This is a genomic window from Vibrio orientalis CIP 102891 = ATCC 33934, from assembly GCF_000176235.1.
GTDB classification, from domain to species: domain Bacteria; phylum Pseudomonadota; class Gammaproteobacteria; order Enterobacterales; family Vibrionaceae; genus Vibrio; species Vibrio orientalis.
On sequence record NZ_ACZV01000003.1, the window covers coordinates 179,982 to 204,791 of the forward strand.

At 46.8% G+C, this 24,810-nt stretch carries 23 protein-coding genes and 1 riboswitch; of the genes, 11 read left to right on the forward strand and 12 right to left on the reverse strand.

All coding sequences use genetic code 11. From position 1 onward, the window contains the following. Positions 1 to 59: 59 nt before the first annotated feature. Both pyrE and rph read right to left on the reverse strand, forming a co-directional pair. Entirely contained in the window at positions 60 to 701 is a 642-nt protein-coding gene (gene pyrE, locus VIA_RS02930) for an orotate phosphoribosyltransferase (protein ID WP_004410876.1), read from the reverse strand. A 115-nt stretch (positions 702 to 816) separates the two neighbouring features. Then, complete coding sequence (rph, locus tag VIA_RS02935; protein WP_004410877.1) at positions 817 to 1,533, reverse strand: ribonuclease PH; 717 nt, start codon at positions 1,531 to 1,533, stop codon at positions 817 to 819. Positions 1,534 to 1,675: 142 nt separating this feature from the next. On the opposite strand from rph, the gene VIA_RS02940 reads away from it, so the two are divergent. Then, positions 1,676 to 2,542 carry a YicC/YloC family endoribonuclease gene (locus VIA_RS02940; protein ID WP_004410878.1) on the forward strand — a complete coding sequence of 289 codons (867 nt, stop codon included), beginning with the start codon at positions 1,676 to 1,678 and terminating at the stop codon, positions 2,540 to 2,542. Positions 2,543 to 2,604: 62 nt separating this feature from the next. Here the strand turns inward: VIA_RS02940 and VIA_RS02945 are convergent, their stop codons facing one another. From VIA_RS02945 to VIA_RS02960, 4 genes are all read right to left on the reverse strand, one after another. Next, positions 2,605 to 3,558, reverse strand: coding sequence for a DMT family transporter (locus tag VIA_RS02945; protein ID WP_004410879.1), 954 nt, complete (start codon positions 3,556 to 3,558; stop codon positions 2,605 to 2,607). Positions 3,559 to 3,769: 211 nt separating this feature from the next. After that, positions 3,770 to 4,144, reverse strand: coding sequence for a hypothetical protein (locus VIA_RS02950; RefSeq protein WP_040896650.1), 375 nt, complete (start codon positions 4,142 to 4,144; stop codon positions 3,770 to 3,772). A gap of 114 nt (positions 4,145 to 4,258) precedes the next feature. Beyond that, positions 4,259 to 4,684 (reverse strand): phosphate-starvation-inducible protein PsiE, encoded by a 426-nt coding sequence (locus VIA_RS02955; RefSeq protein ID WP_004416804.1) that lies wholly within the window; start codon positions 4,682 to 4,684, stop codon positions 4,259 to 4,261. Positions 4,685 to 4,797: 113 nt separating this feature from the next. Beyond that, on the reverse strand, positions 4,798 to 6,168 hold the full coding sequence (locus VIA_RS02960; protein WP_004410881.1) for an NCS2 family permease: 1,371 nt from the start codon (positions 6,166 to 6,168) through the stop codon (positions 4,798 to 4,800). A 66-nt stretch (positions 6,169 to 6,234) separates the two neighbouring features. Continuing rightward, a riboswitch (purine riboswitch) is annotated at positions 6,235 to 6,334 on the reverse strand. A 287-nt stretch (positions 6,335 to 6,621) separates the two neighbouring features. Here VIA_RS02960 and gmk point away from each other — a divergent pair. The 5 genes from gmk (at position 6,622) to recG (ending at position 12,860) form a co-directional block, all read left to right on the forward strand. Next, complete coding sequence (gene gmk / locus VIA_RS02965) at positions 6,622 to 7,245, forward strand: guanylate kinase (RefSeq protein ID WP_004410882.1); 624 nt, start codon at positions 6,622 to 6,624, stop codon at positions 7,243 to 7,245. Positions 7,246 to 7,341: 96 nt separating this feature from the next. After that, positions 7,342 to 7,614, forward strand: coding sequence for a DNA-directed RNA polymerase subunit omega (gene rpoZ, locus VIA_RS02970; protein ID WP_004410883.1), 273 nt, complete (start codon positions 7,342 to 7,344; stop codon positions 7,612 to 7,614). Positions 7,615 to 7,653: 39 nt separating this feature from the next. Continuing rightward, positions 7,654 to 9,780 (forward strand): bifunctional GTP diphosphokinase/guanosine-3',5'-bis pyrophosphate 3'-pyrophosphohydrolase, encoded by a 2,127-nt coding sequence (spoT, locus tag VIA_RS02975; protein ID WP_004410884.1) that lies wholly within the window; start codon positions 7,654 to 7,656, stop codon positions 9,778 to 9,780. A gap of 74 nt (positions 9,781 to 9,854) precedes the next feature. After that, positions 9,855 to 10,538: a tRNA (guanosine(18)-2'-O)-methyltransferase TrmH gene (gene trmH, locus VIA_RS02980; protein WP_004410885.1), complete on the forward strand. Its 684-nt coding sequence runs from the start codon at positions 9,855 to 9,857 to the stop codon at positions 10,536 to 10,538. A gap of 243 nt (positions 10,539 to 10,781) precedes the next feature. Continuing rightward, positions 10,782 to 12,860: an ATP-dependent DNA helicase RecG gene (recG, locus tag VIA_RS02985; protein WP_004410886.1), complete on the forward strand. Its 2,079-nt coding sequence runs from the start codon at positions 10,782 to 10,784 to the stop codon at positions 12,858 to 12,860. A gap of 195 nt (positions 12,861 to 13,055) precedes the next feature. On the opposite strand, the gene cysQ is transcribed toward recG, so the two are convergent. The 4 genes from cysQ to VIA_RS21610 all read right to left on the reverse strand — a co-directional run bounded on the left by cysQ (position 13,056) and on the right by VIA_RS21610 (position 15,980). Beyond that, the gene (gene cysQ / locus VIA_RS02990) at positions 13,056 to 13,883 is read right to left on the reverse strand and encodes a 3'(2'),5'-bisphosphate nucleotidase CysQ (RefSeq protein WP_004410887.1); all 828 of its coding nucleotides are present in this window, start codon (positions 13,881 to 13,883) and stop codon (positions 13,056 to 13,058) included. A 57-nt stretch (positions 13,884 to 13,940) separates the two neighbouring features. Beyond that, positions 13,941 to 14,486, reverse strand: coding sequence for an ADP compounds hydrolase NudE (gene nudE, locus VIA_RS02995; RefSeq protein WP_004410889.1), 546 nt, complete (start codon positions 14,484 to 14,486; stop codon positions 13,941 to 13,943). A gap of 121 nt (positions 14,487 to 14,607) precedes the next feature. Continuing rightward, a complete protein-coding gene (gene nfuA, locus VIA_RS03000) occupies positions 14,608 to 15,195 on the reverse strand; it encodes a Fe-S biogenesis protein NfuA (protein WP_004410891.1) in 588 nt (195 codons plus the stop codon). 86 nt (positions 15,196 to 15,281) lie between these two features. Then, entirely contained in the window at positions 15,282 to 15,980 is a 699-nt protein-coding gene (locus tag VIA_RS21610; protein WP_004410893.1) for an amidophosphoribosyltransferase, read from the reverse strand. Positions 15,981 to 16,037: 57 nt separating this feature from the next. On the opposite strand from VIA_RS21610, the gene bioH reads away from it, so the two are divergent. Further along, positions 16,038 to 16,829, forward strand: a complete 792-nt coding sequence (gene bioH, locus VIA_RS03015) for a pimeloyl-ACP methyl ester esterase BioH (protein WP_004410895.1) — start codon at positions 16,038 to 16,040, stop codon at positions 16,827 to 16,829. 125 nt (positions 16,830 to 16,954) lie between these two features. Beyond that, on the forward strand, positions 16,955 to 17,425 hold the full coding sequence (locus VIA_RS03020) for a hypothetical protein (protein WP_004410896.1): 471 nt from the start codon (positions 16,955 to 16,957) through the stop codon (positions 17,423 to 17,425). A 98-nt stretch (positions 17,426 to 17,523) separates the two neighbouring features. Here VIA_RS03020 and VIA_RS03025 read toward each other — a convergent pair whose 3' ends face one another. Continuing rightward, positions 17,524 to 19,845 (reverse strand): Tex family protein, encoded by a 2,322-nt coding sequence (locus VIA_RS03025; protein ID WP_004410897.1) that lies wholly within the window; start codon positions 19,843 to 19,845, stop codon positions 17,524 to 17,526. Between the two features lie 271 nt (positions 19,846 to 20,116). Here VIA_RS03025 and VIA_RS03030 point away from each other — a divergent pair, with 271 nt between their 5' ends. After that, positions 20,117 to 21,988, forward strand: coding sequence for a putative ATP-dependent zinc protease (locus VIA_RS03030; RefSeq protein WP_004410899.1), 1,872 nt, complete (start codon positions 20,117 to 20,119; stop codon positions 21,986 to 21,988). A gap of 58 nt (positions 21,989 to 22,046) precedes the next feature. Here the strand turns inward: VIA_RS03030 and greB are convergent, their stop codons facing one another. Further along, a complete protein-coding gene (greB, locus tag VIA_RS03035) occupies positions 22,047 to 22,523 on the reverse strand; it encodes a transcription elongation factor GreB (protein WP_004410900.1) in 477 nt (158 codons plus the stop codon). 174 nt (positions 22,524 to 22,697) lie between these two features. On the opposite strand from greB, the gene ompR reads away from it, so the two are divergent. Further along, positions 22,698 to 23,417 carry an osmolarity response regulator transcription factor OmpR gene (gene ompR / locus VIA_RS03040; RefSeq protein ID WP_004410902.1) on the forward strand — a complete coding sequence of 240 codons (720 nt, stop codon included), beginning with the start codon at positions 22,698 to 22,700 and terminating at the stop codon, positions 23,415 to 23,417. 81 nt (positions 23,418 to 23,498) lie between these two features. Then, positions 23,499 to 24,806: a two-component system sensor histidine kinase EnvZ gene (gene envZ / locus VIA_RS03045; protein WP_004410904.1), complete on the forward strand. Its 1,308-nt coding sequence runs from the start codon at positions 23,499 to 23,501 to the stop codon at positions 24,804 to 24,806. Positions 24,807 to 24,810: the final 4 nt, after the last annotated feature.

A 24,810-nucleotide genomic window follows, 5' to 3' on the forward strand; every position in this document is an offset into this window, starting at 1 on the left:
TTTCGAGAGATTCCCTACTCGATCCTTCGTCACTCTATGGAATGACAGGGGCTTATCTCTTAGATGCCGTACTCAGCGCGGTACGCTTTCACTGCTTCTAGATGTTCAGGCGCTGTGCCTTTCTCTTCTAGGAAAGTCACTAGGTCAGTCAGGCTAACAATTGAGATGATTGCGCAGCCAAAGTCACGCTCAACTTCTTGGATAGCTGACAACTCACCTTTACCTTTCTCTTGGCGGTCAATCGCAACCAACACACCTGCTAGGTCAGCGCCGTTTGCTTGGATGATTTCCATTGACTCACGGATTGCTGTGCCTGCAGTAATTACATCATCCACCAGCATAATACGACCTTCCAGTGCGCTACCGACTAGGTTGCCACCTTCACCGTGATCTTTTGCTTCTTTACGGTTGAAACAGTAAGGCGTATCCACATCGTGGTGATCCGCTAGTGCAACAGCTGTTGTCGTCGCAATTGGAATACCTTTGTACGCAGGGCCAAATAGCACATCGAATTCAATGTCAGAATCTGCTAGCGCTGCTGCGTAGAAACGACCTAGACGCGCTAAGTCACGACCAGTATTGAAAAGACCAGCGTTAAAGAAGTACGGACTCTTACGGCCAGACTTTAAAGTAAACTCGCCAAATTTTAGGACTTCTTTCTCTAGTGCAAACTCAATAAATTCACGCTGGTATGCTTTCATTACTTTCTCTCTAAATAAAAGGTCTAGTTTTCTAGACGGTTTATAAACAGTTCAAAACTTAGCCTTGGCCAAATTTTGATAAAAAAATAGCTTCCTAAAAAGGAAGCTATCTAAATCAATTTTCTAACGCCGCCTTCTGCGCCGCTACGATCTCGGTAATACCTTTGGTCGCCGACTCGAGCAACTTCATCAGCTCAGCGTGGGTGAACGGTTCGCCCTCTGCCGTGCCTTGAACTTCGATCATACGCCCGTCTTCGGTCATCACTACGTTCATATCGGTATCAGCGGCTGAATCTTCTGTGTACTCAAGGTCACACAGGATGTCTTCACCTAGAATACCCACAGAAACGGCTGCTACATGGCCTTTCATTGGGTTAGCTTTTAACTTGCCCTTTTCTACTAGGTGTTGGAATGCATCTGCCATCGCAACGCTTGCACCCGAGATAGACGCAGTACGTGTACCGCCATCCGCTTGGATTACATCACAGTCTACTGTCACCATGATTTCGCCCATTGCTTCTAGGTCAACTACTGCGCGTAAGCTGCGAGCAATCAGACGTTGGATTTCCATCGTACGACCACCTTGCTTACCACTTGCCGCTTCACGACGCATACGCGAGTGCGTTGAACGTGGCAGCATGCCGTATTCAGCCGTTACCCAGCCCTTGCCCTGACCTTTTAGCCAGCGTGGAACGTTCTCTTCAACGGTCGCATTACAAAGTACTTTTGTATTGCCGAATTCAACCAATACAGAACCTTCTGCATAAGCTGTGTAGTTACGAGTAATTTTGATTGGGCGAACTTGGTCCGCCTTGCGATCGTTTGGACGCATGGGCATCTACCTTATATGAAGGGGGAGACGTTTTTGGTTGGAGCAGGATTATAGCGAAGTTTGCTCTACAAAGCTATCCATCCGAGATTTGTGCTACTATTGCCTCGCGTTATTTTCAAAGATGATTAAACAGGAAAATTCGATGATCTACAGTATGACAGCCTACGCACGTAAAGAAGTGAAAGGCGATTGGGGCACAGCAGTATGGGAAATTCGTAGTGTTAACCAACGCTACCTTGAAACCTACTTCCGCCTACCAGAACAGTTCCGTGGCCTAGAGCCAGTACTGCGTGAGCGTTTCCGTAAACGCCTAGCGCGCGGTAAAGTTGAATGTGCACTGCGTTTTGAAGCTAACCCAGCCGCAAAAGGCGAGCTAAGCATCAATGAAAGCCTAGCACAGCAAGTGATCAACGCAGCAAACCAAGTGATGCAGATGACTGGCGAAGAGAGCCGCCTAAACCCATTCCAAGTAATGAACTGGCCGGGTGTAATGGAAACGTCTGAGCAAGATATGGATGCGGTAAACAAAGACTTGCTAGGTGCATTTGATGAAGCAGTAAGCGAGTTTATTGAAGCGCGTGGCCGTGAAGGTGAAAACATGAAAGCATTGATCGCTCAGCGCTTAGATGCAATCACCGAAGAAGTGGTTAAAGTGCGTGCTCGTATGCCTGAAATTTTAGAATGGCAACGTGAGCGTCTGTTCTCGAAGTTTGAAGATGCAAAAGTTGAGCTTGATTCATCACGCGTAGAACAAGAGCTAATCTTACTAGCGCAAAAATCTGACGTGGCAGAAGAGCTCGACCGCTTAGACTCTCACGTAAAAGAAGCAACCAACATCCTGAAGAAGGGTGGCGCTTGTGGCCGTCGTCTCGACTTTATGATGCAAGAGTTTAACCGTGAGTCGAACACACTAGCGTCTAAGTCTATCAGCACAGATATCACAGCATCTGGTGTTGAGCTTAAAGTACTTATCGAGCAAATGCGTGAGCAAATTCAGAACATTGAATAATCGATTCAATTGAAATAAAAGCCCCGCGATAAGTGTGGGGCTTTTTTATATCTACAGCCTAACTAGGCACTAAGTCGTTTCGCACATTGAGCGCAAAGCACCGGCTGTTGTTTTGCACGCCTAAAACCAAGTTTGCGCCAGAAAGACGGTTCCGCTTTGGTCACCAAAATACCGAGCAGCAGTGGCACCATTAAAAACAGCGATGTCATCGAAAAACTATTTCCCGCCACCCAACTCGACAAACTTAAAGCAATAAGTGGGAAAAAGAGAAAACAGATAGAAGCAGTAAACGGCGTCGATACCTGACCGAGCTTAAAGTAGGCTACTATACCGCCGACACTTGCGAAAACACCTAAATAGGCCACTGCCACCATTGAGTCTACTGAAAATGCCGCAATCAGTGGTTGCTCTAACCAGAAGGAAACCAGCAACAAGCACACCGAGGCAATCAAACTTGGAATGGCGTTGTAGGTCAGAACTGGAGTGCTACGGCAGTACTTTTCCACAAACACATACATCACCGAATGAATGGCGACGGCGCCACCAAGAGCCAGCGAACCAAGCAAATAGTCTTCGCCACCTAATGTCATTTCTGTCGCTAAGATCAGTGCTAAGCTCAACACCGCAACGAGCAGACCTGCTATTTGTAACTTACTCAAACGTAAGCCCAAAAACAGACTTGATGTCACCATCACAGCAATCGGCATATTGGCAAAAATAATAGAAGCCAAGCCTGATGAGATGTACTGCTCACCAAAAATCATCAAAGTAAATGGAATCGCAAAATAGAAGATAGCGACGACAAACATCCAAAATTGCTTTCCCTTCGGGAACAACAACGGTTGTTTCAGCTTTACCGCTAGTAACACCAACAGCGGCGAAGCGATCAAGAATCGCAGACCCGTAGCAAAAATCGGTGGGACAGTCGCTACCGCAACCTCCATGGCTAACCAAGTCGTCCCCCAAATAAGGCATACCGAGACAAACAAAAACGTCGTTAGATATTTATGCGGCATAACGACCTCCTTGAATCAAAGAGAACGTAATTAATGTCGGCAGGCAAACAGCAGAAGCAGCACAGACACTCGTGCCATAAATCATTTCAAATTTCATATTCTTATTCCCATCACAGGGTGGTGCAAATAAGCCAAGCTACTTACACCGATATCAAAGGAACACAAGCAAGTTGTGTGAATAGTGGTGCGATAAATCGCAGTGAAATAAGAATTAGGCTATTGGAGGTCGATATAGAGATTGGATCTCTACACTGGTGTAACTAATAGGTGCACTTACTGCAAGCGCATAACGGAAAGGGGAACTATAGGAACGAACATTCGTCTCAACGAGTGCAATGTTTGAGACGTTTATATGAGAACAGCACTGTTTCTCGAAACAGGTACCGCCGGGTTCGCAACAACCAACCTCAGTTGTTGCGTCTACTGGTTCAAAACCACATCCACCAAACTCTATCTTTTGCACGACAGAGTTTGAGTTAGCAACATGATGAGAAGAAACTTCCGCTTGTGCTGCACTACTAAGCAGCACAATGGATAGCAATGCACTTAGCACAAAACAAATTGTGGATGTATAGCGAAGCAGCATCACACACTCTCATCACAAAGGGGGTGATGAAAAGATAATCGGCTATTCAGAAAATAACAATATGATTTGATAAGACTTTACACTTCTTTACCTCATACTGCCCCACAGATAACCTTACTCATCTTTCTCGGCGGTATTGTTATCAATATACGGCCAATAATGGTGCCCTACTCGAATCACCATTGTCGCTACCGCCAAAATTAGCGCCGCTACCGAAAGCCAAACTACCAATACCGCATCCAACTCTTTCATACCTAAGGTGATGTATCGAGCGATCGCCATCATGGCAATGTAGATTGGGTAGCGCACTGGGATCTTACCGTTCATCACAAACTGCTTAACCATCGCCAGCACTTCGAGATAGATGAACATCAACAGAATATCGGTCAGCAGCACGCGTTTCTCAGTAAACACATGAACAAACTCTTCGACCATCGCAAACAGCGTCGCAAGCGTGATCGCCACTAGCAGCACAGCCTCTAGCGAATGGAAGATTTTAAGAAATGGTTTACTGAAAGATTTAGGAAGATTGGAAGGCATAATCCCTATCCGTGATAAAAACTAATAGGCATCCAGTTTACCACGAGATGTATGACAAAGAAGCGAGCGGTCATCATTCTTTAGTCGATAACCGCTCCCTATGATGTAACTTTCTATAGCAGTAACAAGTAAGCTAAGAATACTGCAGACAGCGCGTAGATAATTGGGTGAACCTCTTTACCTTTACCTGCCACAACCATGCTGAATGCGTAACTGATAAAGCCCATCGCCATACCGTTAGCTGGAGAGAAGCTCAGTACGGTAAACATGATGGTAAAGAACGCCGCAATACGAGACTCTTTCTTATCCCAGTTAATCTGACCTAGGCGACCTATCATGTAGATACCCACTACGACCATCGCTGGAGCAACCATCGCCGCAGAGAAGATAGAAAATAGTGGATATAAGAGTAGCGATACGAGGAACAGGCCCGACACTACAACCGCCGCAAGACCTGTCTTTGCACCTTGTGAAGAGGCAATGCCCGACTCTGAGAATGCAGTGATTGACGTGGTACCTAGCACTGAACCAATCACGGTACCGCCCGCATCAGCGACTAGCGCAGAGCGCGCATTTGGTACCTTACCGTCTTTATCGATAATCCCCGCATCACGGCCAACACCGACAATGGTGCTCATGCCATCAAAGAAATCGACAATCAGGAAAATCACCACCACAAACAGCAAATCAAACATCTTATCTGCGGTTAAGCTTGAGAAGTCAAAAATCGCACCGAACGTACTTGCCATGCTTGGCGGCGCCGTCACGATTTGCTCAGGAATTGGCGCATTGGATGTACCCATCACTAGATCAGCAATCAATGTCAGGCCAATTGCACTGACAAATGAGATAAACGTCGCCAGCTTAATGTCACGTACCATACAGCCTAATGCAATGAAGATACTGATGTAAGCAATAATCACTTGTGGATCGGTAATGTTACCCATACCGACAAGAACAAACTTATTCTCAACAATGATGCCGGCGTTCTTGAGGCCTAAAAAGGCAATGAATAGGCCAAGCGAGACAGTAATCGCATTCTTTAAGTCTTCAGGAATTGATTCAATCAGCGACTTACGGATATTGGTTAACGAGAGCAGTAAGTACAAAACACCGGACAAGAAGATACCAAACAGCGCTTCATTCCAGAGCAAAGCCACTGAACCGCTTAGTAGCATGCCTTTAAAAAAGCCATTCATGCTCATCCCAGGCGCTAGCATCACTGGGTAGTTACCCCAAACACCCATAATAAAGGTCGCAATTGCTGCTGATAAAGCTGTCGCAGTAAACACCGCGCCTTTATCCATTCCAGGGATACCACCCAAGATTGCTGGGTTAACCGCCAGAATATAGCTCATCGCTAAAAAGGTAATAAAGCCAGCGTATAGCTCAGTACCTAGGGTTGTTTTGCGTTCAGTAATTTTAAATACAGAATCTAAAAGACCTGCTTGATTTTGCGCTTTTAGCGTTGAATCGAGACTCACAGTGAAACCTATACAATTAAAATGGAAGGTAAATGAGATGAAATGCTGTAAGCGGTGATATTTGGAGTCTCAGCACTTAAAAACTGTAGTCACTAAGATAGGCTCAGTGGTAGAGACATCTAGACCATCACTCTAGATATATACAGCATTTAATCGTTTGCGCGGATTGTAAGGAAGTAGAACAAAAACTCAACGATTATTTGAACAAATCCACAAAACAGTACTCGAGTTAGGTCAAATTTGCTGGCTTGTGTGAACGACATCAAGCGACAATTTGACTAATAATCAGAGTTAATCAATCTTATTGTCCTAAATAGGCGATTTATGCTACTCTTCGCCTCCATTTTTCTGGCCTAAATTTCACCACTTCGGTGCGTCAACTTGGTCAGTGCTATCTTTATATATGTCAGCTTTGCTGCTGGCTGTTATCAAACCAAATGTGAGATCGTCCCTATGGGTAAAGGCACTCTATATATCGTATCTGCACCAAGCGGCGCTGGAAAATCTAGTCTTATTTCAGCAATGCTAGAAACAAATCCAACCTACGCGATGAAAGTGTCGGTATCTCACACTACTCGTGGCATGCGCCCGGGTGAGCAAGATGGTGTCCACTACCACTTCGTACAAAAAGAGCACTTCGAAGAGCTGATTGAAAAAAATGAGTTCCTAGAGTACGCAGAAGTGTTCGGTAACTACTACGGTACCTCTCGTGTTTGGATTGAAAATAACCTAGATAAAGGGATCGATGTGTTCCTAGATATTGACTGGCAAGGTGCTCGTCAAATCCGCGAACAAATGCCGCAAGCAAAAAGCCTGTTTATCCTACCACCATCAAACGGTGAGCTAGAGCGTCGTCTTAACGCTCGTGGTCAGGATAGCGATACAGTGATCGCTAAACGCATGGCAGAAGCAAAGTCTGAAATCTCACACTACAGTGAGTACGACTACGTGATCGTCAATGATGATTTCGATACTGCATTAATGGACTTTAAGGCCATCATCCGCGCAGAAAGATTGAAGCAAGACAAGCAAGCTGCTAAATATAAAGGCATGCTCGACGCGCTTTTAGCTGAGTAAATTAGTCGAATGGCAAACAGATCCTAGACACTAGGAACTGTCAGCCTGTATAATTTCTCGTCATTCAAAATTTTAGTTAACTAATTTGGAGTTCTCATGGCACGCGTAACTGTTCAAGACGCTGTTGAAAAAGTAGGCAACCGTTTCGACCTAGTTCTAATTGCGGCACGCCGCGCTCGTCAAATGCAAACTGGTGGCAAAGATTCACTAGTGCCAGAAGAGAATGATAAGCAAACGGTTATCGCTCTACGCGAGATCGAAGAAGGTCTTATCACTAAAGAGATCCTTGATGCACGTGAGCGTCAAGAACAGCAAGAGCAAGAAGCCGCTGAACTAGCAGCTGTAAGCAGCATCGCTCACAGCCGTTAATTAGCCCTCTCTTTTACAACTATCTTCCGGGCCTAAAGTTTGTATCTATTCGATAGCCTTAAAGACGTTGCCCAAGAATACCTAACAGAGCCTCAAATTGAGGCTCTGCGTCAATCTTATGTGGTAGCGAAAGACGCCCATGAAGGGCAAACCCGCTCTAGCGGCGAACCTTATATCATCCACCCTGTTGCTGTAGCTCGCATCTTGGCCGAAATGCGCCTAGATATTGAGACGCTACAAGCAGCCCTTCTGCATGACGTCATAGAAGACACTGAAGTGACCAAAGAAGAGCTCGAAGCTCAATTTGGTAATACGGTTGCAGAACTTGTGGATGGCGTTTCTAAGCTTGATAAGCTTAAGTTTCGTGATCGCAAGGAAGCTCAGGCAGAAAACTTCCGTAAGATGGTTCTTGCCATGGTGCAAGACATCCGCGTTATTCTAATCAAACTCGCAGACCGTACTCACAATATGCGCACTTTGGGTGCTCTACGCCCAGATAAAAAGCGCCGTATTGCTCGCGAGACATTAGAAATCTACTCTCCATTGGCTCACCGCCTTGGTATCCACAACATCAAAACTGAACTTGAAGAGCTTGGTTTTGAAGCGCTCTACCCGAACCGTTATCGTGTTCTTAAAGAGGTAGTGAGAGCTGCGCGTGGTAACCGTAAAGAGATGATTCAACGCATTCATGATGAGATAGAAGGTCGACTTGAAGAAGTCGGCTTAAAAGCTCGCGTATTTGGTCGAGAAAAAAACCTGTTCTCCATCTACAACAAGATGAAGACCAAAGAGCAGCGTTTCCATACCATCATGGATATCTACGCTTTCCGTGTCGTGGTTGATGATGCTGACACCTGTTACCGAGTACTTGGTCAAGTTCATAGCTTGTACAAGCCGCGTCCAGGCCGCATGAAAGACTACATTGCGGTACCAAAAGCGAACGGCTATCAATCTATTCACACTTCAATGGTCGGCCCTCATGGTGTCCCTGTTGAAGTTCAGATCCGTACAGAAGATATGGATCAAATGGCAGACAAAGGTGTCGCGGCTCACTGGTCGTATAAAGGCACTGGCGAGCGTACCGGCACCACCGCTCAGGTGAAAGCCCAGCGCTGGATGCAAAGCCTACTAGAGCTGCAACAAAGCGCGGGTAACTCATTTGAGTTTATCGAGAACGTTAAATCGGATCTGTTCCCAGATGAGATTTACGTCTTCACGCCAAAAGGCCGCATTGTTGAACTACCTGTCGGTGCAACCGCGGTCGACTTTGCTTACGCAGTACATACCGATGTCGGTAATACCTGTGTGGGTGCACGTGTTGATCGCAACCCATACCCGCTAAGTAAATCACTTAAGAACGGCCAAACTATTGAGATCATCAGCGCGCCGGGTGCACGCCCGAATGCAGCATGGCTCAACTATGTAGTGACTTCACGCGCGCGCACTAAGATCCGTCAGGTTCTGAAAACCATGCGCCGCGAAGAGTCAATTACTCTAGGCCGCCGCCTGCTCAATCATGCACTGGGTGAGCTATCACTTTCTGACATCAGTGAAGAAAACATCAATCATGTATTGAGCGATCTTAAGATTGATTCGATTGATGACCTACTGGCTGATATCGGCCTAGGCGAACTAATGAGTATCGTCATTGCTCGTCGCCTATTAGGTGATGCGGATGAGTTAACCGAAGTGGAAGGCTCAAGCGACACCGATAGCAACAAGAAGAAACTGCCTATCCGTGGCGCGGAAGGTATCTTGCTGACGTTTGCGAACTGTTGTCACCCGATTCCAGACGATCACATTATTGCTCACGTATCACCAGGCCGCGGCTTAGTGGTTCACCGCGAGATGTGTCCGAACGTACGTGGTTACCAAAAAGAGCCAGATAAGTACATGGCGGTTGAGTGGTCGGAAGATTACGATAAAGAGTTCATTACTGAAGTGACCGTTGACGTGCAAAACCGTCAAGGTGCACTGGCAGAACTGACCAACGTCATCTCTAAGACTGGCTCAAACATCCACGGCCTTTCTACCGAAGAACGTGATGGTCGCCTATACACAGTCACTGTACTGCTAACGACCAAAGATCGCGTTCACCTTGCGGGCATTATGCGTAAGATTAAAGCGATGCCACATACGCTCAAAGTACGCCGTCGTAAGAACTAATCGACTAATCAGTTGAAACTAAATGTCCTTGAAGCCTCAGGTTTCAGGGACATTTTTGTAAGTAAGAAAGAGTTATGAATTTAGAACGTTACAACCGAATCCAACAAGTCCTTAAAGCTCGCCAAGCCGATTTAACGCTTTGTCTTGAAGAGGTTCACAAGCCAAACAACGTTTCCGCTGTGATTCGTACCGCTGACGCAACCGGTATCCACAAGGTTCATGCGGTATGGCCACACGAGATGCGTACCCTAAGCCACACTTCGGCAGGCGCACGTAACTGGGTTGATGTAGAAACGCATGACAACATTGAAGACGCGATAGCGGAGCTCAAAGCCCAAGGTATGCAGGTTCTCGTGACCAACCTTTCAGATACCGCAGTCGATTTTCGTGAAATTGATTACACCAAACCAACCGCAATCATTTTAGGTAGTGAAAAGGTTGGGGCTTCTGAAAAAGCCAAGCAACTTGCCGATCAGGACATCATCGTGCCTATGGTGGGTATGGTTCAGTCACTCAATGTTTCGGTAGCCAGTGCCGTCATTCTGTATGAAGCGCAACGTCAACGTGAAGCCGCTGGTATGTACGATAACGAAGTGAGCTCAGTACCAGAAGAAACCATTCACCGCCTACTATTTGAACGTGGCCACCCCGTGCTCGCTAAAGTAGCTAAGCGCAAAAGCCTCGCTTACCCACCACTTGATGACCAAGGCCAGATCGTTGCAGACGACGCTTGGTGGGCCGAGATGCAGAAGAAATAGTCTTTTCTATCGTCCGTCATCCTCAAGAGTGAGGGACGAACGAGTTGGGGATCTCTTCTTGTTAGTCAATGATTTGAGAGATTCCCTACTCCTTCCTTCGTCAGTCTATGGAATGACAGATTTTCACTTCTCCCATATGAAATATACCTAAACAGCCTAGATCCCCCTCAATTTATCCTGTACAAAAACACAGCCCGATGGTTAACTATTACTAACTTATAGAATGACTTATCGAGCTTTTTTATGTCCCAACTACTCTCTGCTATTCCTTTAACGTCGTTGACCGGCGTCGGTGCCAAAGTGGCCGAGAAACTAGCGAAAGTTGGGCTTGTTACTGCTCAAGACCTCCTTTTTCATCTGCCTCTTCGCTACGAAGATCGCACTCGCGTCTATCCAATCGCCAAATTGCATGCAGGCCTATGGGCAGCGGTGCAAGGCAAGGTGATGAGTGTTGATACCCTATTTGGCAAACGTAAAATGCTGGCGGTGAAAATCAGCGATGGCAACGGCACCATCACGCTGCGTTTTTTCAACTTCACCGCGGGGATGAAAAACAACTTCACGGAAGGCAAAACCGTACATGCCTATGGTGAGATTAAGCGTGGTGGCTACGGCTTAGAAATCGTCCATCCAGATTACAAGTTTTATGCGTCAAACCAGCCAGCTGATATCGAACAGACCTTAACCCCAGTTTATCCAACCACAGATGGCTTGCGTCAGATAACACTGCGCAACCTGACTGACCAAGCTCTTGAGCTACTCGATAAAACCGCAGTACAAGAACTACTACCCAATGGGTTGTATGATCAGCAAACGACGCTTGCCCAAGCGCTGCATACCATTCATAGACCCCCGCCAAACATCGACTTAGAACAGTTTGATGAAGGCAAACACCCTGCGCAAATTCGCCTGATTATGGAAGAGTTACTCGCGCAGAATCTATCGATGCTTTCTGTACGCAGCAAAGGCCAGCAAGATACCGCGCTGCCATTAACGCCAAAGGACACCCTAAAACAGCAGCTACTCGAACAGTTACCTTTCTCTCCCACCAATGCCCAAGCCCGGGTGGTACAAGAGATCGAGCAAGACTTAGAAAAGCCTCACCCTATGATGCGTTTAGTTCAAGGCGATGTCGGCTCGGGCAAAACCTTAGTTGCGGCTTTAGCCGCGCTGCGTGCACTCGAACATGGCTACCAAGTCGCCTTGATGGCACCAACAGAACTGCTAGCAGAGCAGCACGCAATCAACTTTGCTCACTGGCTAGAGCCAATGGGTATCAAAGTCGGCTGGTTAGCGGGCAAGCTCAAAGGCAAAGCAAAAGAAACTGAGTTGGCTAAGATTGCCAGTGGTGAAGCACAAATGGTGGTCGGTACCCACGCCCTGTTCCAAGAGCATGTAGAGTTCCACCACTTAGCATTAGTGATTATTGATGAGCAGCACCGCTTTGGTGTCCACCAGCGCTTAGAGCTACGTGAGAAAGGTGAAAAGCAAGGTGCTTACCCTCATCAACTAATCATGACAGCGACACCGATTCCGCGCACTCTGGCGATGACCGCCTATGCCGATCTTGAAACTTCAGTGATTGATGAGCTACCACCGGGGCGAACGCCGATTCAAACCGTCGCCATACCAGATACCAAGCGCGAGGATATTGTTGAGCGAGTACGTAACGCTTGCCTCAACGAGGGTAAACAAGCCTACTGGGTGTGTACCTTAATTGATGAGTCTGAAGTACTCGAAGCGCAAGCTGCTGCCGATACTGCTGAAGAGCTACAACGCAAACTACCAGATGTGAAAATCGGTTTAGTTCATGGCCGAATGAAGCCTGCCGAGAAGCAAGCTGTGATGCAGGACTTCAAAGACAACAAGCTGCACCTACTGGTTGCGACAACCGTGATTGAAGTTGGTGTGGACGTGCCAAACTCAAGCTTAATGATTATTGAAAACCCAGAACGCCTAGGTTTGGCTCAATTGCACCAGCTACGTGGCCGCGTTGGCCGAGGCAGCGTCGCCAGTCACTGTGTGTTGCTCTATCACTCACCGCTATCTAAAACCGCGCAAAAACGTTTAGGTGTACTGCGTGAAAGTAATGATGGCTTTGTGATTGCTCAGCGTGATTTAGAAATCCGTGGCCCAGGTGAACTACTCGGGACAAAACAAACGGGCATGGCCGATTTTAAGATTGCCGACTTAGTGCGAGATCAACGCTTAATCCCGGAAGTTCAGCGCATCGCTCGCCATATTCATGACAACTATCCAGATAATGCTGTCGCAATTATTGATCGATGGCTTGGGGATAGGGATGTCTATTCGAAGGCTTAAACAATGACTGTCATCCTCGAGAACGAGGGACGAGCGAGTTGGGGAGCTCTTAAAGCAAGCAAACAACTGACAAAGATGCCCTACTCACTCTTTCGTCGTTCTATGGAATGACATATTTAACCACGTCATCCTCAAGAGTGAGGAACGAACGAGTTGGGGATCTCATAAAGCAAGTAGAGAGCTTATATCGATTCTCTAGTCCTTAACTTGCAGAATCTCATCCCACGGCAAGTTCTCATCACCTAATACAATAAAGTTCGGGTTTTCCAACGTATCGCGCTCATTATAAGAAAGCGGTTCTAGCTGAGTACTTAAAATACGACCGCCCGCCTCTTCAACAATACATTGCGTCGCAGCAGTATCCCATTCACCCGTTGGTCCTAGACGTAAGTAACAATCGACCGCTCCTTCGGCAACCAAACACGCTTTTAGTGCCGCAGAACCAAGTGGCACTAAGTCGTAATTCCACGCGCTGCTCATACGGCCGGTAATACGGTTGATATCCTGGCGACGGCTAATCGCCATCGCTATCGGGCTTTTAGGGCCATCATGCTGATGGGTTTTGATACGAACACTTTCGCTTAAGTCTGGAATCTTCCAAGCACCTTTGCCGTGATAGGCATAATAGGTCACCCCAGAGACAGGGCCATACACTACCCCCATCACTGGCTTATTATTCTCGATCAAAGCAATAATGGTGGCAAAATCGCCACTGCGAGCAATAAACTCTTGGGTTCCATCAAGGGGATCGACTAACCAGTAGCGATCCCACTGCGAACGCTTATCTAAACTAATATCAGCCGCTTCTTCCGACAGCACTGGAATATCAGGTGTCAGATCCGATAGCTTTTCAATGATCAGTTTGTGAGCAGCAATATCGGCACTGGTGACCGGGGTTTCATCACTTTTGGTAAACTCTTCGTACTCTTTTTTCTCGTAAATATCGAGAATAAGCTGTCCGGCGCTGCGAGCAATTTCAATCACGGACGGTAAATGGTGAGACAAGTCTTCTGTTATTGGCATAAAAATTCCTTTGCGCTCTCGCTTAAACTCCTTTGCTCAAGGCAAGGCCGATAATTATTATTTTAAAATGCGTAGAGCGAGTAATAGCGCGGTAATACTGCGCGCTTCACTAAAATCGAGGTGCGTCAGCAGTTCTTCAGCTTGCGCCAACGGCCAACGAACCACATCTAATGGTTCAGGTTCATCACCTTCTAGTTTTTCTGAGTATAGATCTTCGGCGATGAATAGGGTCATTTTACTCGAGAAATAAGAAGGCGCTAAAACCACTTCTTTTAGCGGCGTTAGCTTATTCGAACCTTGACCTATTTCTTCTTTCAACTCTCGTACTGCAGCCTGCTCTGGCGTCTCACCCGGGTCAATTAGCCCTTTAGGAAAACCTAACTCATAGCGCTCTGTGCCCGCTGCGTATTCACGGACTAACAGAATATCGCCTTGAGCTGTGATCGGTACCATCATCACCGCGTTACGGCCACTTGGCTTCATGCGCTCATAGGTCCGTTCCTCACCATTACTAAAACGCAGATCCAGCGCTTCAATCGCGAACAGTCGTGATTGTGCAACTGTTTGTTTATCTAGAATTTCTGGTGGAGTACGTTTAGCCACGAGCCTGCTCCTTTACGAAGGTTGAAGTTCCTAATATATGAGAAATTTTATAAGTTTGAAAACAAAAAAGGGCCGGCATCGCTGCCAACCCTCTCGATTTTATTCAATTTAGAGCAATGTCTTAGTAGTAAGAGTGCTCACCGCGATCGTGTTCAGTCGCGTCACGTACCGCTGATAGCTCACCTTCGAACTGTTGTAGCAGCTCTTTCTCGATGCCTTCTTTAAGAGTCACATCAACCATTGAACAACCGTTACAACCACCACCAAAGGCTACGATTGCGACGCCTTGCTCAGTGATTTCAACTAGGTTTACGTGGCCACCATGACCTGCAAGCTGAGGGTTCACCTGAGTTTGAATTACGTACTCTACGCGCTCAACCAAAGGTGCATCATCAGACACTTTACGCATTTTCGCGTTTGGCGCTTTAAGGGTAAGTTGAGAACCCATCTTATCCGTCACAAAGTCGATCTCTGCGTCTTCAAGGAAAGGTAAGCTTAGTTCATCAATAAATGCTGAAAAACCTTCAAACTTAAGTTCTGTATCCGTAGATTCTACCGCTTCAGTTGGGCAGTAAGATACACCACACTCTGCATTTTGAGTGCCTGGGTTTACCACGAATACGCGAATGTTAGTGCCTTCTGGTTGCTGACCCAATAGGTTAGCAAAATGAGATTGGGCGTTTTCTGTAATAGTAATAGAATTTGACACGACGAATACCTGAGTAATTTTGTAGGCTATTTGTTGTCCATTTTACTCCTGAAAATTTAGAGGTCTAGCCTTTTGATCAAATTCAGCTAAGTTACTACGTCTGGAGTACGGCAAATGCAATAAATATCAACACTTTTCACGCCACTATCAAGCAGTAATTTGCATAAATGCTGCACCGTACTGCCTGTCGTCACAACATCATCAACAATTGCGACGTGGCGATAAGAATTTTCCTCTTTCAGTAACCTAAACGCCCCATTCAAGTTCACCTGCCTTTCACTTCGACTCAGCCCTTTCTGCTGTTTAGTCGCCCGAGTACGACGGAACAAAGGCCGATATTCACATCCTAATTGCTTAGCCAATGAGGCAGCCAATAGCTCACTTTGATTAAAGCCTCGACGCCACTGACGACGCCAATGCAACGGCACCGACGTGACCACTTCAGCAGGGGCATCTATATTTGGAATCAACAAATCAACCAACTTACTGGTGTGCCAAAACTGACCTTCATACTTCAAGTGATGTACATAGGTAGATAAGGGCTGTTGATAATCGCCAACACAATAGAGTCGGCGCCAAGGTGGAGGTGTAACCAAGCACTCACCGCACAAAAGCGTTTCAGCAACACAAGGTAAGCCACAACATTGACAGCGAGGTATCGGTAAGAACCTATCCCGACAGACAAAACAAAATCCATTGTGCTGCTCGTCCAGTGCCAAACCACATAACTCGCAGTTGAGCGGTAACAGGTCGGCGATGTAATTGATGATTCTTTGCGGTAACATGAGCAAAATCCCAGCAATGGAAAGTCCCATTGTGACGATCAAAATAGACGCTTAAGGATGGAAAAAGTGGTACAAGGCGAGAGCAAGTTACAACCTTTATTTTGGCACACAGCAGGCAGCGGCGACGATCTCGTCTTACTTCATGGCTGGGGAATGAATGGGGCTGTTTGGCAGCAAACTGTCGATGTTCTTAGCCAACACTATTGCGTTCACGTGGTCGATCTTCCGGGCTTTGGTCATAGCCATCAATCTTGTTTCACCAATATGCAAGAGTTAGCCAGTCAGGTTTTAGCCGATGCTCCGCAAAAAGCAGTTTGGCTGGGTTGGTCATTAGGCGGATTACTGGCAACGCATATCGCGCTCAATCATCCGGAACGAGTGCAAAAGCTGATTACTGTGGCAAGTTCACCAAAGTTTGCCGCCGAGAAGCGTTGGCGTGGCATCAAACCAGATGTACTGAGTAATTTCACCGAACAATTAGTCGAAGACTTTCAACTAACGGTCGAGCGCTTTATGGCTCTGCAAGCGATGGGCAGTCCTTCTGCAAGACAAGATGTTAAACAGCTCAAAAAAGCCGTGCTTTCTCGCCCTGCGCCTAACCCAGACTCACTGCTTGCTGGACTAAAGCTCCTGGCCGATATCGATTATCGCGCGGAGTTAGAACGTTTAACCACACCGACGCTGCGACTCTATGGTCGACTTGATGGCCTAGTACCCATCAAGGTAGCCAGTGACGTCGATAACCTGCTACCAGCGAGTGAAAGTCATACCTTTAGTGCCTCTTCCCACGCGCCCTTTATGACCGAGTTTGATGAATTTTGTCACAAAGTCCGCCAGTTTATTGCCTAAGTTTTTGTTTCTATTAGGCACATTCAAATAATTGTCACTTGCGCTAAATATTTGTCACCACTGGTCGATAAATATACTAACCGAAGGAGTGTTCGCTCCAACGGTTGGGCGTGAGGAGACAAACAATGCTCGTATCACCTACGAACGTAAGCGTTCCACTGATCGCCCCATCGGTTAATGTGCAAACTGAGCAAGCGGCACGCGACAATAAAGTCCGTGAGCCAATTGCTCCAACCATTGCATTAGCCAAGAGCAACGCCGAACGAAAAGTGACAGCAGACGATAAACGGCGCAAGCAATCTTCATGGGATCCCTCAGAGCACCCTAGCTATGAGACGGATGATGTGGAGGATGTCGTTGCCGCTTCTCACTATCAGGCCGAAGATACCATCGAACGGCTTTTTAAACTGCTTTCACTCGATAGTTACAGCGAACATCAAGGTAAAGGCTATGCTATGCGCTTTCGCTTGCCGAGGCGCATAATCGATGCGGCGATATCAGAAGGAATGATGGCCAAACGCAGGACGGTGATAAAGTTTCATTACGGACATGCGGTTGTGCCCAACACTCCCTCTGATGTAATTGCGGTGTTGTAGTACCTTATCTTGCATTAGCTCGATAAGGTAATACCCAAAAAAATCCCCGCCAGTATCACTACTGCGGGGATTTGTCTTTTCAGTTAGATCGCGAAAAATTAACGCTTGGCTTTGGCAAATGCGGCGGCAAATGCACCACCCATTGCGCTGTTGCCATTCGATTCTTCACCACGGCGTTGGTTGCCTTGCGGCTGACGCTGCTGGCCACGTGGTGCACTTGAACGTTGAGAGCGATTATCTTGTCCTGGTTCATCTTTTAAGCGCATCGACAGACCAATACGTTTACGCTGCACGTCCACTTCCATCACTTTCACTTTGACGATATCGCCCGCTTTAACCACTTCACGCGGGTCAGAAACGTAGCGGTCAGTCAGAGCAGAAATATGCACTAGACCATCTTGGTGAACACCGATATCGACAAACGCACCAAAGTTCGCCACGTTCGATACCACGCCTTCCAATACCATGCCCGGTTCAAGATCCGACACCGAATTCACACCCTCAGCGAAGGTTGCTGTCTTAAACTCTGGGCGAGGGTCACGACCCGGCTTATCCAGCTCTTTAATGATGTCGGTTACCGTTGGCACACCAAAGCTCTCGTCTGTGTAGTCCACGGCATGTAGGCCACGTAAAAACTGAGTATCGCCAATCAAGGCTTTAACATCTTTGCGGTTCTTCTCAGCGATTGCTTTGACTACGGGGTACGCTTCAGGGTGAACCGATGAGGCATCTAGTGGGTTTTTACCATCCATAATGCGCAAGAAACCGGCACACTGCTCAAACGCTTTTGGCCCTAAACGAGCGACTTTCTTTAATGTTGTACGCGCTTCAAAGCGACCGTTCTCATCACGGAAATCGACAATGTTCTGCGCGATAGTGCTCGACAAGCCTGCTACGCGTGTCAGAAGCGCGGCAGAGGCGGTATTCACATCAACACCCACCGCATTTACACAGTCTTCCACAATCGCATCTAGACGTTTTGCCAGCATTGATTGGCTAACATCGTGCTGATATTGACCGACACCAATCGACTTAGGATCGATTTTCACTAGCTCGGCCAACGGGTCTTGCAGGCGGCGTGCAATCGACACAGCGCCACGCAGAGACACGTCCATGTTTGGAAACTCTTTTGCTGCAAGCTCTGATGCTGAGTAAACCGATGCACCGGCTTCACTGACGATGATTTTCTGCACTTTCAGGTTGCCACGTTTAATAAGGTCAGCGACAAAGCTATCCGTTTCACGTGAGGCCGTACCGTTACCAATCGCAATCAAATCGACATTGTACTTACGCACCAAAGCATCAACGATTTGCGCCGATTTATCGTATTGTTTTTGCGGTGGATGCGGGTAGATGGTTTCAGTCGTCAGCACTTTACCGGTTGAGTCCACCACTGCGATTTTCGAGCCGGTGCGTAAACCCGGATCGAGACCCAGAGTTGCACGAGGGCCTGCCGGTGCTGCCATCAACAAATCTTTTAAGTTAGTGGCAAACACTTCAATTGCTTCAATTTCAGCGCGCTCTTTCATGGCGCCCATCAGCTCGGTTTCCATGTGCATCGACACCTTGATGCGCCATGCCCAGCTAATGACCTGCTTACGCCATCCGTCAGCAGGAGCACTGCTGAGGGAAATACCGTAGTGGTCACTGATAATCGTTTCGCAGTAAGACTGACGTGCGCTCTCTTCCTGTTCAGGATCCGCATTCATCGCTAGAGTTAAGAAGCCTTCGTTACGACCACGCAGCATGGCCAAAGCGCGGTGAGACGGCACTTTACTGATCGCTTCATTGTGCTCGAAGTAATCTTTAAATTTTTCGCCTTCTTGCTGCTTACCATCGACAACGCGGGCAACCAGCTCAGCACTGCGATTAAGATGATGACGAATCTTCTCCAGTAAATTGGCATCTTCAGCAATTCGTTCCATCACGATAGCACGAGCACCATCAAGTGCCGCTTTGGTGTCAGCAATGCCTTTATCAGCCGCAAGATAGTTTGCCGCTTCGCTTTCTGGATCGGTTTGTGGCTCATTCCACAACTTATCAGCCAGAGGCTCTAGACCTGCTTCAATCGCGATTTGGCCTTTAGTACGACGTTTAGGTTTGTAAGGCAGATAGAGATCTTCTAGGCGCGTTTTACTGTCTGCTTGATTGATTTCAGCTTCTAGCTCTGAGGTCAATTTGCCTTGTTCTTGAATGGATTTCAGAATGGTTTGACGACGCTCATTAAGTTCACGTAAGTACGCGAGGCGGCTATCAAGGTTACGCAGTTGGGTATCATCCAGACCACCGGTCACTTCTTTACGGTAACGAGCAATAAATGGCACCGTATTACCATCATCAATTAGGTTTACAGCAGCAATGACTTGCTCTGAGCGTACATTTAGCTCTTGAGCAATCAAATTACAGATAGCTTGGCTCATCCGTGTATTCTCTTAATTCTATGTGTGGGTTTTCAGCTTTCGCTTCTGTGCGCTTCAAAGCTATTGGGTATGTTCAATATATTGGGGTAACCATCAGATATTGCAATGCTTCCGACGCAGCGCAGAAAATTAACCTATAAATTACGGCGCTCAGTAGGACATTGGTCAAAATTGTGTCAAAACTAGAGGTAAATCCGAGACTTCTTGATTAGAAACTGCCTACTCTTTCTATACACCCAGATTCTCTCTTAGACTGATGCGGAAAATATCAATGAATAAAATGTCATTGGCGCTAGCCTTAGCCAGCTCATTACTGACTAGCTCTTTTGCTTGGGCAGAACCTCTTGCTGCCACCACCCAAAGCCCAATTTACCAACTCGACGATAAACTGGTCCTTGGCCGCGTTGAAAGTGTCTACCTCAGTGACATTCCAGCATTAGAGGGAATATCATTCGCAGGCAAGATAGATACCGGTGCAGATACCACCTCGATGCACGCCGACAATATTCATGTCATAAGCCTGAACCCAAAATTCCAACACCTAAAAGATGATGAGTTACTGTGGGCAATCATTGATGATCTCGGCGGCACTAAGGCAGTGTGGGATGCCAATACCTTTCTCCCTTATCAAGTGAAAGTCAGCTTCACTATTCCACAGCCGTACACAGGTGAAGAGATAGAGATTACTGATGATCTCGAAGATGTCAGTGCCATCCGTAGCCGAACCAGTGAGAAGCCAATTCTTCGCCCGACAGTCAGAATGCCAATCACCATTGCCGGAAGAACCGTTGATACTGTCGTCAACCTGACCAACCGTAACCAGTTTTCGGCACCTATTTTGATCGGAAAAACCTATCTAGATGACAATGCATGGGTCTTCGCAGGCTATGACTATCTGCAAGAACAGAAAAATGCACAGTTGATCGGCAAGAAAGAGAGCGTCGATATTGGCGGTCTAACGCAACAGGTTAGCTACTCACTGAGCAACAACTACAGTTCGTTACATGCTACCAATATCAAGATTGATGACAAAAATCAGCAAGTCACTTTTACCGTTGAAGATAACGGTGGTAAACAGAGTCAACTGACACGACCACTGATACGAATGCTCAAAGTCAGCGGAGAAGAAAAGCCGCTAGTCTTTGTCCCCGTCAATACCAACAGTGAAACGCCTCAATACTGGATGGTTTACCTAACCGATAGAAGCAAGTTCAGCTCTCAGCTTCGTCTTGGCAAGGACACTCTGAACAAACGCTTTATGATTGATACCAGTCAGAAGTCACTACTGAGTAATTCACCGAAAACATTCAACACTAAGTCCAAAGCGATGCAGGTGTCAGGGGAAGAGAACCTAGTCCTCGATGGCATTTCACTCAAAGCCGAGCCTTCGTTAGTAGTGAAAACCCCACTGCTAAAAGTGGTCAGCTTCGAGATGTTTGAGAAAAAAGGCAAAGATTGGGTGACCTATTACCTCACCAACGCACAAGGTGATGTGCAGCAGTTCTCTAAACCGATCAACAAGAAACTGCGTGTCGGTGATTCAGTAAGACCGGTTGTATTTGGTACATTCAACCTGTACGGCAAGAATGTCGAGATGCCATATGCGATTGATGTCCTTGATGACAACGAAGTGGAAGATTACTTTGTCATTGGCCAGAAGATGTCAAAAGATGGCGTACTGATCAACACTCGAACCGATCACCTACTTGATGCCCACCCACTGTTCAGCGCGGGTCATATCGAAGTGGCGACCGTTGAAGGGTTAGACTTCCCTGTTAAACTAGATACGGGCGCCGACGTTAGCTCAATCAATGCGCAAAACATCAAGATGTTCAAAAAAGATGGCCAACAGATGGTCAGCTTCACCTATCAAAACGATGTCGGGATGGAAGAGAAGTTCACCCGTAAAGTGGTCGATACTATGACCATAACTGCCAAACAAGGTGAGAAAGCCAATGTGCGCCCAGTGGTTGAAATGCATGTCACGCTTGGCGATCTGGAAAAGAAAATCCGCGTTAACTTACAAGACCGCAGCCGATTCCATTACAGCATGATCCTAGGAAAGAACTTCCTTAAGTATGGCGCGGTGGTCGCCAGTGACACCAACTATATCGTCACTGACAAACCTGACTACGAAAAATAGCCAACCAAAAGTCCCGCGCAATGTGGGACTTTTTTATGCTAAATGAGTAACTTCGCTGCTACTCACTATAGCGAATACTATTTACGAACCACTCTTTGAAACCTTCTGGCGTTTTGACACTGAACTCGTCATCGACTTCTTTTTTCAACAGGGCACGCGCCATCGGCGAGTCAATCGAAATGTACCCTTTGGCATCTCCATAAATTTCGTCCGGCCCAACAATGCGAAATGCTTTGGTATCACCATCTTCATTTTCAATCTCCACCCAAGCCCCAAAGAACACTTTACCCTCTTGCTGAGGAGAGTAATCGACCACTTTGACCTGCTCTAAGCGCTTACGTAGGTAACGCACACGGCGATCGATCTCGCGTAGACGTTTCTTATTGTATTGATAGTCAGCATTTTCGCTGCGGTCACCAAGACTTGCGGCCCAAGTTACTTTTTTTGTCACTTCGGGGCGATCTTCTCTCCACAAAAAATCGAGCTCTTTCTTAAGTCGATCATAACCTTCTCGCGTAATTAGGTTTGTTTTCATATTTCTGACGCTATTAAATTGAAGTTCAGATATACATTAGCTAAAAAGGAATAAACGTTAACAATTCTTTGCGCCAATAGAACTGGAACAATGTTACATTTTAAGCTGCGCAATTGAGTAAACCTTCCATTACTCAAAGTTTGCGTAAGCTTATTCAATAGGTGGAACCATTACATGCAAGAAAATCACAAAATCTTAGTTGTCGATGATGATGCGCGACTTCGTGCACTACTAGAACGTTACTTGTCTGAACAAGGGTTCCAAGTTCGCAGTGTCGCTAACAGTGAGCAGATGGACCGCCTGCTAACACGTGAGACTTTCCACTTGATGGTATTAGATTTAATGCTGCCAGGTGAAGATGGCCTATCAATCTGTCGCCGTCTACGTAATGCAAACAGCACCCTTCCGATCCTCATGCTGACCGCTAAAGGGGATGAGATTGACCGTATTGTTGGTCTTGAAGTGGGTGCAGACGACTACCTACCAAAACCATTTAACCCGCGTGAGCTGTTAGCTCGTATTAAAGCAGTACTGCGCCGCCAAACAACCGAACTGCCTGGCGCACCAAGCAGTGAAGAGTCTGTGGTTGAGTTTGGTGACTTCCGCTTAAACCTAGGCACGCGTGAAATGTTCCGTGACGATGAAGCAATGCCGCTTACATCGGGTGAATTTGCAGTTCTAAAAGCACTCGTCACCAATGCTCGTGAGCCAATGTCGCGTGATAAATTGATGAACATGGCGCGTGGCCGAGAATACTCAGCAATGGAACGTTCGATTGACGTGCAAATCTCTCGCTTACGCCGCATGCTTGAGGTTGACCCAAGCAAACCTCGCTATATTCAAACGGTTTGGGGTTTAGGTTACGTCTTTGTCCCGGACGGCAAAGAAGCTTAAAATAAACAGACACTGATAGAGTGCGAGACCAAGTCTCGCACTCTTTGTTTTGACCACCATAACTCGCTCAAGGTTGGTGTTATGCGCATCCGCAGCTCATTTACTCAATCCATCATCATCTTTCTGACGTTACTGATTGCCAGTCAGGTTTACTCTTACTATGCCGTCTTTAACTATGCATTAATGCCGAGTTTGCAGCAGTTCAATAAGATCCTTGGCCACGAAATCAACTTAATGCTTGATGACTCCAAGTCAATGGATGATGAGCTAGAAATGGATGCGCCACTGCGCCGTCGTGTACTTGAGCAACTAGGGGTGACCATTCACGCCAAAGACAGCCCAATGGCAGACGAGTACTACCACGCAGTAACCATCGACCTGATGAGTGAAGAGATGACCCATGAGCTCGGTTCACCCACTGATGTGCGTATGATGCTTGGCAGTGACAGCTATGTATTGTGGATGCAGATTGAGTCACTACCCGATTCACTGCTGCGTATCCCTCTTTCTGAGCTACAAGAAGAGGACTTTACCCCGCTATTTCGCAATAGCTTAATCATGGCACTCTTGATTGTTGCTGGTGGTTGGCTGTTTATCCGCTTGCAAAATCGCCCACTGATCGCGCTAGAAAAAGCCGCTAAGGGCGTCGGACGAGGCGAGATTCCACCACCGCTACCAGAAAAAGGCCCTTCAGAAATACGCTCAGTGACTCGCGCTTTCAATCAGATGTCGAAAGGTATTCAAGCCCTTGAGGAAGACCGCGCGTTATTAATGGCGGGAATTAGCCATGACCTACGCACTCCCTTGACGCGTATTCGCTTAGCGACAGAGATGATGTCGCCGGAAGACAGTTATCTCGCCGAAGGGATTATTGGTGATACCGAAGAGTGTAATGAAATCATCAGTCAATTTATGGACTACCTTAAGCCAGTCAACAAAGACTCTTTCATTCCCGTCGATCTTAATGATATTGCCAATGATGTCGCTTCCTCTGAGGGAGGCTATGAAGTTCAGATTGAAACTGAGCTCCACCAGCCACTCAAAGAGACAATTGGTAGCCCAATTGCGATTAAACGAGCTGTTAGCAACTTAGTGACCAACGCGATTCGCTATGGTAATGACTGGATTAAAGTCAGTACTGGCATCACCGCCGACAACAAATTGGTGTGGGTCTGTATTGAAGATAACGGTCCTGGTATTGAACAGAGCCAGATTGGCAAACTGTTTGAACCCTTTACTCGTGGCGATACTGCGCGAGGCAGTGAAGGCACCGGATTAGGTCTGGCTATCGTTAAACGCATTGTCAGCCAACATAATGGCTCTGTGATCGTAAACAATCGCAGTGGCGGCGGATTAAAAGTACAAATCAGCTTCCCAGCCAGTAAATAACTAA